This is a genomic window from Cupriavidus malaysiensis (genome assembly GCF_001854325.1).
Classification (GTDB): Bacteria; Pseudomonadota; Gammaproteobacteria; order Burkholderiales; family Burkholderiaceae; genus Cupriavidus; species Cupriavidus malaysiensis.
This window is the reverse complement of record NZ_CP017754.1, coordinates 3,044,666-3,054,663: the sequence shown is the minus strand read 5'-3', so window position 1 is coordinate 3,054,663 and position 9,998 is coordinate 3,044,666. Positions and strand designations below refer to the sequence as shown.

The 9,998-nt window shown below is 64.5% G+C and carries 17 protein-coding genes; 8 read left to right on the top strand and 9 right to left on the bottom strand.

Translation table 11 applies throughout. The features are described from left to right. From BKK80_RS13600 to BKK80_RS13585, 6 genes are read right to left on the bottom strand one after another with little or no spacing between them, the layout of a single operon-like run. Window positions 1-795, bottom strand: coding sequence for a RecB family exonuclease (locus BKK80_RS13600; RefSeq protein WP_071069870.1), 795 nt, complete (start codon window positions 793-795; stop codon window positions 1-3). After that, complete coding sequence (locus BKK80_RS37755; protein WP_257786729.1) at window positions 792-926, bottom strand: hypothetical protein; 135 nt, start codon at window positions 924-926, stop codon at window positions 792-794. The genes BKK80_RS13600 and BKK80_RS37755 overlap by 4 nt, the downstream gene beginning before the upstream one ends. Then, window positions 923-1,081, bottom strand: coding sequence for a hypothetical protein (locus tag BKK80_RS36480; RefSeq protein ID WP_157903230.1), 159 nt, complete (start codon window positions 1,079-1,081; stop codon window positions 923-925). The genes BKK80_RS37755 and BKK80_RS36480 overlap by 4 nt, the downstream gene beginning before the upstream one ends. Further along, window positions 1,078-1,551: a zinc-finger-containing protein gene (locus tag BKK80_RS13595; protein WP_071069868.1), complete on the bottom strand. Its 474-nt coding sequence runs from the start codon at window positions 1,549-1,551 to the stop codon at window positions 1,078-1,080. The genes BKK80_RS36480 and BKK80_RS13595 overlap by 4 nt, the downstream gene beginning before the upstream one ends. Next, a complete protein-coding gene (locus tag BKK80_RS13590; protein WP_071069866.1) occupies window positions 1,548-1,844 on the bottom strand; it encodes a hypothetical protein in 297 nt (98 codons plus the stop codon). Before BKK80_RS13590 ends, BKK80_RS13595 begins: the two co-directional genes overlap by 4 nt. A 3-nt stretch (window positions 1,845-1,847) precedes the next feature. Then, window positions 1,848-2,195: a hypothetical protein gene (locus tag BKK80_RS13585; protein ID WP_071069864.1), complete on the bottom strand. Its 348-nt coding sequence runs from the start codon at window positions 2,193-2,195 to the stop codon at window positions 1,848-1,850. 177 nt (window positions 2,196-2,372) lie between these two features. Between BKK80_RS13585 and BKK80_RS13580 the strand changes: the two genes are divergently transcribed. Next, window positions 2,373-2,588, top strand: coding sequence for a hypothetical protein (locus BKK80_RS13580; RefSeq protein WP_071069862.1), 216 nt, complete (start codon window positions 2,373-2,375; stop codon window positions 2,586-2,588). A 41-nt stretch (window positions 2,589-2,629) separates the two neighbouring features. On the opposite strand, the gene BKK80_RS13575 is transcribed toward BKK80_RS13580, so the two are convergent. The 3 genes from BKK80_RS13575 to BKK80_RS36470 all read right to left on the bottom strand — a co-directional run bounded on the left by BKK80_RS13575 (window position 2,630) and on the right by BKK80_RS36470 (window position 5,135). Next, entirely contained in the window at window positions 2,630-3,055 is a 426-nt protein-coding gene (locus BKK80_RS13575; protein ID WP_071069860.1) for a hypothetical protein, read from the bottom strand. Window positions 3,056-3,367: 312 nt separating this feature from the next. After that, a complete protein-coding gene (locus BKK80_RS36475; RefSeq protein WP_157903229.1) occupies window positions 3,368-4,204 on the bottom strand; it encodes a hypothetical protein in 837 nt (278 codons plus the stop codon). A 7-nt stretch (window positions 4,205-4,211) separates the two neighbouring features. Further along, complete coding sequence (locus tag BKK80_RS36470) at window positions 4,212-5,135, bottom strand: LexA family transcriptional regulator (protein WP_205683702.1); 924 nt, start codon at window positions 5,133-5,135, stop codon at window positions 4,212-4,214. 121 nt (window positions 5,136-5,256) lie between these two features. On the opposite strand from BKK80_RS36470, the gene BKK80_RS35605 reads away from it, so the two are divergent. The 7 genes from BKK80_RS35605 to BKK80_RS13525 all read left to right on the top strand — a co-directional run bounded on the left by BKK80_RS35605 (window position 5,257) and on the right by BKK80_RS13525 (window position 9,974). Further along, window positions 5,257-5,565 (top strand): YdaS family helix-turn-helix protein, encoded by a 309-nt coding sequence (locus tag BKK80_RS35605; RefSeq protein WP_205683701.1) that lies wholly within the window; start codon window positions 5,257-5,259, stop codon window positions 5,563-5,565. Continuing rightward, window positions 5,565-5,801, top strand: a complete 237-nt coding sequence (locus BKK80_RS13560; RefSeq protein WP_071069854.1) for a hypothetical protein — start codon at window positions 5,565-5,567, stop codon at window positions 5,799-5,801. The genes BKK80_RS35605 and BKK80_RS13560 overlap by 1 nt, the downstream gene beginning before the upstream one ends. A 313-nt stretch (window positions 5,802-6,114) precedes the next feature. Further along, window positions 6,115-6,426: a helix-turn-helix domain-containing protein gene (locus BKK80_RS13555; RefSeq protein ID WP_071069852.1), complete on the top strand. Its 312-nt coding sequence runs from the start codon at window positions 6,115-6,117 to the stop codon at window positions 6,424-6,426. 608 nt (window positions 6,427-7,034) lie between these two features. Next, window positions 7,035-8,084: a DNA-methyltransferase gene (locus BKK80_RS13540; protein ID WP_071069846.1), complete on the top strand. Its 1,050-nt coding sequence runs from the start codon at window positions 7,035-7,037 to the stop codon at window positions 8,082-8,084. A 57-nt stretch (window positions 8,085-8,141) separates the two neighbouring features. Next, on the top strand, window positions 8,142-8,459 hold the full coding sequence (locus BKK80_RS13535) for a hypothetical protein (RefSeq protein WP_071069845.1): 318 nt from the start codon (window positions 8,142-8,144) through the stop codon (window positions 8,457-8,459). A gap of 49 nt (window positions 8,460-8,508) precedes the next feature. Continuing rightward, the gene (locus BKK80_RS37210; protein WP_071069843.1) at window positions 8,509-9,507 is read left to right on the top strand and encodes a YdaU family protein; all 999 of its coding nucleotides are present in this window, start codon (window positions 8,509-8,511) and stop codon (window positions 9,505-9,507) included. Continuing rightward, window positions 9,504-9,974, top strand: a complete 471-nt coding sequence (locus tag BKK80_RS13525; protein WP_071040239.1) for a RusA family crossover junction endodeoxyribonuclease — start codon at window positions 9,504-9,506, stop codon at window positions 9,972-9,974. Before BKK80_RS37210 ends, BKK80_RS13525 begins: the two co-directional genes overlap by 4 nt. Window positions 9,975-9,998: the final 24 nt, after the last annotated feature.

Sequence of the window (9,998 nt, the reverse complement as noted above, 5' to 3'; positions counted from 1 at the left end):
TCAGCTCTTGTAGGGGCAGGTGGCGTGGCGCGGGCAGTACTTCGCCGAGCACAGGAAGGACTTGCCGTTGCCGTAGAAGGCGCCGGACTGGATCAGGCGCGAGGCGTGCTGCAGCAGGCCGGGCTGATCCTCGGTGCCCAACAGCGCGGTGCGCGGCGACTCGATCTCGCCGGTGCCCACGCGTTGGCCGGCGGCCGTCTTGCCGGTGTTCATGCCGACGATCTGCGCCGGTGCGCTGATGGGGATGCCCATGGCGTGCTCGGCCAGCAGCTCATAGACGCCCAGCTGCGGCCCGTGGCCGGCGGTGACCGCCACGCCATCGGTGCCGACGGCGCGGCCGCCCGTCTTGAGGTCGCTGATGCCGGCGCCGGCCTCGGTGGTGCGCACGCGGTCGGTCGTGCCGGTCAGCGCGAGGCCCAGCTCGGGGATCTCCAGGCGCTCGCATTTCACCTCGACGCCGATGTAGTGCTGGCGCGGCGCGATCTCGACGCAGTACCGGGTGTGCAGGGCCAGCGCAATGCGCTCGGCGGTGGCCGGGTCGCTGTCCTCCCAGTCGACCTCGGCATCCTTGTCGTGGATCGAATCCACCACGGCGGCGGCCGCGTCGTCCGCGGTGATGGGCGCGCCGTCCAGCACGGCCTGGTCGAAAGCGGCCGTGCCGGCGTGCACAGCGGTGCCCAGGTGCGATGCGCCGCTCGAAGGCATGCGCATGCCCAGGATGTGCTTGGCTTCCCAGCGCGCCGGGCAGTCGAATAACTCTGCCAGCGAGCTGGCGCGGATGGTGACGATGTTCATTGCAGCGACTCCAGGATGATGTCGAGCGCCACGCAGATGGCATCGACGGGGTTCTGAGCGATCACGGTGAGCGAGAGGCCGGCGCCGTGGACGTGGTACGTGTGGCCCGGCACGATGGGGAGAGCGGTCATACGGTCCTCACGTGCTTGGTGGGCCGGACCGGCGCGGCCGGCGCGTTCGTGGCGAAGAAGTAGGCGAGGGCGACCACCACGATCACTGCGACGGTGACCATGTTCAGCCGGCGGGTGTTGCGCGCGATGCGCGCTGGGTCGTGGCGCGGGGTCATTGACGCGACTCCCGGATGACCTGCTCAACTCGCTGGCAGGTGCTCACGTCGAACCATCCGATATGGCACTCCTCGGTCTTCTCGATGCCGAGCGCCCGGGCGAGCCATGCATAGGCCTCGCCGCGAGTCATGCGGCCCGACTGCCAGATCGGATTGAAGGCAGCCTTGGCCCGCTTCCGCGCGGCGCGGGTTGGGCCGTCGGCCAAGGTGCCGAGCGGGATTGCGGTAAAGGGGTGCAGGCCCACGTATGCGCCACAGCCTGCGGCCGTACAGGCGTAGGCATAGGGCCATTCGCCGTATTCGCGGCCGTAGATAGCGCTGTTGTTGACGAGGTCGACAGCACCGTTGCAGTGGGGGCAACTGGTGGGGGCGGGCAGAGGGTTCTTCACGCGCGCCGTCGCCTTGCGCGAAGGATTCCAGGGGGTCTTCTTCCCGCTCGCGCGGTCGAAGGCTTCTTGCATTGCGCTCATGCCCGATCTCCCAGCGCCTTCGAATGCGCCATGACCGCCTTGGCCATCAGCCATTCGGCAGGGTCGTTGCTGTCCAGGTCGGCAGCGATGCCCGCCATGCGGAAGGACTTGATCAGGGCGTCGACCACGCCGAACAGCTCGGGCGCGGCGGCCATCAGCGTGGCCTTCGCGCTGGCGCCTTCGGTGTTCGCGGGCACTTCTGCGACCAGAAAACCGGCGCCGCTCTCCGCCGTGCGCTTCTCGCGGATCAGGTTGCTGCAGGCCTCCCAGGGTCCGAACTTGGCATCAGCCATGGCTCAAGCCCTCCCTTCCGTCAGGAACTCGACCGCCAGGCGCTCGAATTCGGCAACCGACATGGCCGTGAAGAAGTCGATCAGCTCGGGGCCCTGGCTGCCGTCGGCGTTGACCATGCGGATGCTGGCTGCGACGAAGGCGGGGGCCTGGCCGGGCCCGGGCGTGGTGAACTCGCCGATGACCGACCACCACTCGCCGGCGGTCATGACGACGGCGGACTGCTCGTCGGCGCGCGGAAGGCGCGGCGCGGTGGCCGGTGCGAGGAAAGCCGGCGCAGGCTGGCCGGCGGCGCGCTGGCGCGCCTCATAGGCGTGCTGGTACGCGGCAGCGGTGGGAACGGCATTGGGCATCTCTGTCTCCAGCGAGCCGCTGCGGAGGTGAGCGGCGTGGAGGAATATTAGGAGACGCTAATGCATGAAGTCAATAGGAACTCCTAATTTTCTGCGTAGAGGGCCTGGCCCATGGTTTGAGGGCCGGACTAGCTATGCAACTGGACTAGACTGGATCGGGTACTCAGGAGGGCACTCATGGACCCAGACGACGTGATCCGCAGGTTCGAAGAGCTGGCGCTCGATGACGACCAGGATCTGGACGTGGATGACGCGATCGCATTGCTGGCGGCGCTGCTGGCCGACGAGACGATCGAGGGGAAGGAGAGGGCGGCGCTAGAGCAGGCCGGGGCTACGCTCTATCGCGTGGGGCTGAATGAGAGGGTTATTGCGGCGGCGAGACGGCGGCGATAGGCAGAAAAAACCCGCCTGGGCCGGCGGGTTCTTCGGGATGGCTACTTTGCCGGCGGCGCCGGGGCAGCGGGGCTTGGCACCGGCACCTGGATCACAATCGGCGCGGCCGCAGCCTGGGGTTGCGGCGAGGATGCAGGCTTCGCGGCGTTCCAAATGGTGAACAGGAGGCCGATCGCCCCGAGCACAAAGGCGCCGAACATCCCCATTGTCGCAGTGTGCGTCCAACGTGAATTCTCCGCGATCGCTTTGTGGATATCAGCCCGGATTTCGGCGACGTCCGCCTTGGTCGCATAGTTGGCCACGATCACCGCCACATCGCTCTTGAGAGCGGCCATGTCGGATTCCAGGCGGGAGACGGCGCCCTCGAGGCGCTCAATGCGTTCCATATCGCCATTATAGGGCGGCCCGCCGCCCCCGCCGGAATGCTCATAGTTCTCGTCGACGGGTGCGAGGCGGCGCTCAGCCATTGCCGACCTCGTCGTCGAACATCTCCAGATACCCGCAGACCGGGCAACGAAAGATGGACACGGTATATATGCGACCGGATACCGTTGTCCGCGAGAGAGGTTCGCCGACGGGTGTCCCCGCCCGAAATGGGACGAGCGTAGCCCCCATGAGGCCAAAGTAGTGCGTTTCGGGTTCTCGGGGGATCTCCTGCAACTCCCCGTGCTCGTACCGGCAGGTGGGCGTGACTTTCATGAGGGCAAGCGTTTCATTGAGGTCATGTAGATCAATCCTGGTGTCAGGTTGATGCCTAGTAGTCGCGAAGCCCGCGCCTCTCAGCGCACGGCGGAATTCAAGACCCATCCGTTACTCTGGATGGCGCGCAAGCACCGCCGAATGTCGTTATCGCCGGACACCTTCGATGCTGGGCATGATGCACGCACGAACTTCACGCATTGCGACCAACCGAGGTAGTTCTCGGACACGCTGAATCCAACGGCATCCTGGCACGCCGCCCAGAAATCAACGCGAACTTCAGGGTCCGATCGCATCGCCAACAAGTCATCGTAACCTCGGTGGTTACCGCGTTTGCAGGCGTCGCCAAAGCCCTGTCGGCCAGACGAAAACCCTAAGTCGTCACAGGTACGGTCAGCGTTAACAAGCGCCTGAGGATGCGGCATCGGCAACGCCGCAGGCAATGCTGCCAAATGCTCAGCAGAGAGATCTACGGAGGACCTCTCCGGTAGTCCCAAAGGGCCTCGTGCGACGCTGTAGTCTTTCAGGAACGCAGGCTTCGACGATTTTGTATTTTCGATGGCCTCGTCAAAATCCCGCGCGCACGCTGGATCCTCCGCATCCTTGAAACAGGAAGATGTCTCCGGTATTCGCGCGGCTGCCCAGTAGATGAGAAAGAGGTATGCTTTTTGTGCCGCCGGGACAGGAGCCAGGTTGGGGCTCTTGCCCGATAGCCACTCGCTCAACTCGCCTAAAAATTGCGTCTCAGATTCTCCGGCTGGAAGTTTGAATATTCCTTGGCCGGCCGATCTGGTAACGCGTAGATCTTGCGCAACCAATCTCTGAACGAGAGTCAGCGCATTCGCATTAACAGAGTACTCAGCCGCTTGGGAGAGCCCGGATAGTGCAATCGCTGCCGAGATTAGAATGCGCTTCATTATTGCCTTAGTCCGGCACCCAGGCCGACGCCTTCACGATGGCCTCGATGAAGTCCAGCTTCTCGATATCGTCGTTCGGAATCTTCACGATGCCGTGCTTCTGGTTGACGGACAGGAAGCTAGTGTAGCCGTCCCGCGCGAAGCCCAGGATCTTGATCATGACGCGGCCGTCCTTGGACTTGACCAAGACCTCATCGCCATTCGTGACCGAGTGGTTGGGGGCGGCCACGACGAACTCGCCATCCTTGATCCGCGGCTCCATCGAGTCGCCCACACACCGTAGGCCGTAGGCATCAGGGTCCGAGCTGAAGAATTGCAGATACCCGTCGCCGTGGCCGACCGGGTATTCCATGTCGCAGAAGTGCCCGTTGTCGCCGAGTTGTGCCATCGCCAGGACCGGAATTTTTCTGATGGAAGCTTGCGGGATCGGGAGAGGGTTCCAGTCGTCGTTGTGGCGAATGGCAACTTTCTTCGGCCCCTTTCCGAGCAATAGCCACACGGAACTGATGCCAGTAGCCTCTTGGATCTTTACTGCCAAATCCACGGGCATCGTGTAGCCGCCTGCGACGCGAGTGAACTCAGAATCTGACATGCCGATTTTGCGGAGCAAGTCGACAGCGCTGCACTCCTCAAAGACTTCGTCGAGGCGGTCCTGCAGTGGAATAGCTGTCGCCGCCAGAAGCTCGGCATTCTCGTGCTCTCGCTGCTCAGGAGTGGTCCTAAGCGATTCAAGTCGAAGCCCAGTGGTCGTCCGCATTGGGCCTTGCCCCGTCGCGAGCCACTCCTCCGAGACATTGAGAGCCCGGGCAGCCGCAAGGAGGTTCTCTCCTCGCAAGAATTTTGATTTGCCACTCAGCCATCCATTGACGCTGGGGGGCTTCACGCCACAGGCACGAGCCAGATCAGCCTGGCTGACGCCGGCTTCCTTCATGGCGAGTTTGAGTCGTTCAGAGAGCATTAGCCAAGACTAACATTCAGTCGGTTAGGAGTTGCTATTGACTTGTGTATTAGCTAGTCCTAACATCATGCTAGGACCGATCACGAGACCTTCCATGGATGCAAGCACTCTCATCGACGCACTTGGCGGCACCAATGCCGTAGCACGGTTGCTCAACATCAAGGCGCCGTCTGTCACGGCTTGGCGCGAAAAGGGCATTCCTGATGACAAGCTGATTCGGCTGGCCCCGTATGCGGAACGAGTGGGGGTCGCCACACGGAAAGAGCTGCGCCCAAACGACTGGCATCTGATTTGGCCTGAGCTTGCAGAGGCATCGCGCGGTTTGCCGACGTCCGGCACCCCGCCGCGCAAGCCCGGCAAGCCCCGGGCCGCCGCCCACGAGGCCCACAGCGAGGCCGCGTGATGAAGAAGGGCGCCGTGACAGCCGCCATCTGGTGGGTCAAGGTCCGAGCTCGCCAGCTGGGCGAGTCGCAATCGGCGGAGAAGGGGACCGGATTGCCTGACCGAATCCGAGCGTTTCGGCGTCGCTTCCCGCTCGTCTCGAGGCTCATCGCCGGCCAGCTCGGTGCGTTCGTCGTGATCCTCACCTTCTGGGTGGCGGTGTGGGTGATCGACTGGCTTCCGTGGCCGAAGGGCTGAGCACGAAGCGCACGCCCGCGCGCAGTAGCTGAATCGAACAACAGCAGTTCCGCGTGCCGCCTGTCGGCGCGCTTTGTGATTTCAACGGGCCCACGCCCGACCGGGGAATGAACCATGCCGCGCACGCTGCAGGTATCGCTTTGTGACCACCCGGCGCTCGCACGCGCCGGCATCGCCGCCGCCGCGAGCGGTAGCCGGTGGTGGCATCCATTTCCCATGTTTTCCTTTTCCTGGCCGGGCACCGTGGCGCGCCGGCTCTGCTGTCTCGTTGGGATGAATCGTATGGAAACCGCAATGCACTTGGGAGCAACCGATGCATGTTGCTGATCGCAACGAAGTTGTGGTAGTGCGCCGGATCGCGCAGCACACGCAGAAGACAGTCGCCGAAGCGATCGGCGTTGAGGCCTCGAACTTCAGTCGCTTCCACAACGGGCGCGGCCACGGCCTGCAGCTGAAGAAATTCTGCGAGTTGCTGGCCTTCCTCGGCATCGATCTCTCCCAGCTGGCCGGCGATGACGACGAGCCCGGGCAGCCGGCCCAGGACATGGTGACCATCACACGCGCGCAGTTCGAAGCGTTGCGCACGCTGGCCGAGATCGGCATGAAAGGGATGGAGGTGTCGTGATGGATCAGCTGGTCATGGAAGGGGCCGTCGCGCTGCTGCTGGTGGCGATCGTCGGCTCGATCGTGTGGGGGTTCTTGCCATGAATTGCAAGCCTGGGATTCTGGCCTACATCGTGCGAGACCCGTTCCCCGAGAACGTTGGGCGTGTGGTGCGCGTCATCGCACCGGCCAGCCCGATTTACGGGTGCGCGGCCTGGACGGTGCAAGGTGAGGGCGCCCCGTTCCACGTGCTGGACGTGTCAACGGGGGCACGTGGCCTTAGCAATGATGGCGACTGCCTGGACGCGGACCTGCGTCCTATCAGCGGCGTGCCGGTCGAAGCGGAAGAGGGCGCGGAGGTGGAGGCGTGAGTGGATCTACAGGCGAACGACTGGCAGAGGCCCTACATGTCGAGGTCTATAGAAGCGGATGGCGAGCGCAGCCGCTCGACGCGGAGCGGCTTCACCTCCAGAGCGCAACTGTCAGTGCTCCCTCCGTTGTCAAGGCAGCTCGTGAAGCTCCGTGCCTGCGTGCTCGTCGCGAAAACGTAGACTTTTTCCCCGACGATTACCCTCGATCCTTCGACCTTGTACTGCATTCCTGCTCCTTGTTGTTCTTGACGATCCTAGCATGACGCTCGACCACTGCTACCAAGGCGACTGCCGCGATGTCATGCGCGATCTGCTCGCCGCCGGCGTGCGCGTGCAGTGCATCGTGACCAGCCCGCCGTACTGGGGCCTGCGCGACTATGGCGTCGGCGGCCAGCTCGGCCTGGAGCCGACGCTGCGCGAGTTCCTGGCCAACATGGTCGAGGTGTTTGACCTGGCGCGCGAGCTGCTCGCGGACGACGGTACCCTTTGGCTGAACATGGGCGACAGCTACGCTGGCTCGTGGGGCTCGCAGGGTCGCGAGTACAGTGGCGTGGCGGTGTCCGCGCTGAGCGCCCGGCAGGTCGCTGCGAGTCAGCGCAAGGCCAGCGGTACCGGAACCATCCGAGAGCCTGGCATCAAGGCTAAGGATCTGATGGGCCAGCCCTGGCGCCTCGCCTTCGCCCTGCAGGACGCCGGCTGGTGGCTGCGCCAGGACATCATCTGGCACAAGCCGAACCCGATGCCGGAATCGGTCACGGACCGCTGCACGAAGGCCCACGAGTACCTGTTCCTCCTGACGAAGAGCGCGCGGTACCGCTTCGACGCCGAGGCGATCAAGGAACCGGCCACCTATGGCGCGACGCCCAGCGGTGTGGGATTTGGCCACGGCTACGACGCCGACTGGCGGGCCCGCGGCCGCATCACCGCCGGGTCGAAGCGCAACAGCTTCGCGCGCGAGACGAAGTACTCCACTGCCGAGCACGGCCAGAAGGCTCAGCACCGGCCCGGCCGTGAGGACATCGAGTACTGCGAGACGCGCAACAAGCGTTCCGTCTGGACCATCGCCACACAGTCCTATAGCGGCGCCCACTTCGCCACCTTCCCCGAGGCCCTGGTCGAGCCCTGCATCCTGGCCGGCAGCCGCCCTGGTGACATCGTATTCGACCCGTTCATGGGCTCGGGCACGGTGGCCAGCGTCGCGCAGCGGCTCGGCCGACGCTGGCTCGGCGCCGAGCTCAACCCCGAATACATCGCCCTGCAGGCTGAGCGCACGCGCCAGCCGGGGCTGGTGTTGGAGACTGCAACGTGAACTCCGACCAACCGCCACTGACACCCCCCGACTGCTTCCTGCGCATCGCGCTGGCTTATGATCTGGTTTCCAGTCGGGCAGCCGGTGGCCACCGGCGCGCGGCAGTCGCCTGCCATGCCGCGCCCGCCCGTCCCTTCAACCAGGCAGGACATGAGGCAGACAAGGATGCAATCGGATGGGAAAAACGGGTACGTGGTGGTAGGCGATCGGCCGCAGATCTCGATCGAGCTGACACCGTACAGGGATGTCAAGATCACCGTGGCGGGTATCGCGCAGGACTTCGAGTCAGTCAGTATCAAGGAAGTCGACGTGCCGCTGGATTGCGTCGAGGCGCTCGCGAAGGGCTTGCTGAAGCTGTTGGAAGAACAGCGCTAAGCACTCTCGCAGACGTCAATTTCAAGGCCCTTCCGCATTGGAGGGCCTCATGAACTTCTACAAGCGCTACACAGGCGACTACGCGCGCGATACGGTCCACCTCTCGATGGTCGAGGACGGCGCCTACAACCGCCTGATGGACTTCTACTACTCGACCGAGAAGCCGCTGCCCACCGACCGTAAGGCCGTCTACCGCATCGCGCGTGCTACCGACAAGGCAGAACAGAAAGCCGTTGACAGCATCCTCTTGCAGTTCTTCCAGGATGGCATCGACGGGTTCCGCCACAAGCGGATCGACGCGGAAATCGAGAAAGCCAAGCCGAAGGCGGATGCAAACCGAGAGAACGGAAAAAAGGGCGGCCGTCCGAGGAAAGGGCAACCCACGGATAACCCACCAGAAAACCCAATGGGTTTCGGTTCGGTAACCCAAATTGAACCCACCTCAGAACCCGCGCTGGTTAACCATAGCCATAGCCAGAAAAACAATACCTACTCAAGCGGCGTAGGTAGTTCGAACGTGGTAGGCCCTGTGGATAACTCGGAATCGCCGCCGCCGCTTTCCGCCGATGAGATCGGGGAAGCCCTCCAGCGCTTGGAGGCCGAGCGGGGCAAGACCGTCGCCCTGACCCCGCGCGCACGCGAGGCGTTGCTCCGGATTGCCGTGCGCCGCATTGCCGTGCCGGTGTTGCTCCGGGCTCATGCCCTCGCGCGTGCGCGAAGGGATGCCGACAGGGACAGCTCGGCGGTGAACCCCGGCTTCCTCGAGCCGTTCGTCGACGAGGCGCTGGCCGGCGACCGCAGCGGTCCGCCCGGCACGGACTGGGATGCCACGACCGACGGCGTGCTGGCCAAGGCCGGCGAGCACGGGCTGAGGCAGGGCGCCGACGAGCCTTGGCTCTGGTTCCGTCTGCGGGTGATCGGGGCCTCGGGCGACCAGCGGCTGATCGAGCGCGAGGTCAGCAAGGCCGAGCGCATGAACCCGAACGAGTTCGAGCGCGTGCACGTGCTCATGTACGGCGTGGCGCCGGGACAGGTGGCCGCAGCATGACGACGCAATCGCTCTTCGCCGACGGCCGCGCACTGCGCCGCGTCGTGTTCGCCGTGCCCGGGCAGCCGGTCGCCAAGGGTCGGCCCAAGTTCTCGCGCCAGGGCGGCTTCGTGCGGACCTACACCCCCGAGCCGACGGCTCGATACGAGAACCTGGTCAAGCTGGCCGCGACGCAGGCCATGGCCGGCCGGCCGCCCATCGAGGGCCCGGTCGAGCTCTGGCTCGACATCGAGCTGCAGATCCCGGCCAGCTGGTCCAAGAAGCGCCAGCAGCAGGCCATTGCCGGCCAGATCGCGGCGACGAAAAAGCCCGATGCCGACAACGTGCTCAAGGCCGTGAAGGACGGCATGAACGGCATCGTGTGGGTCGACGATGCCCAGGCGGTCGAGTACCGCATCAGCAAGCGCTACAGCGCCTCGCCCGGGGTGCGCGTGAGCGTGGAACAACTGCCGCTGCAAGCGGCTTGAAGGATTGAACGTGACGGGGGAAAC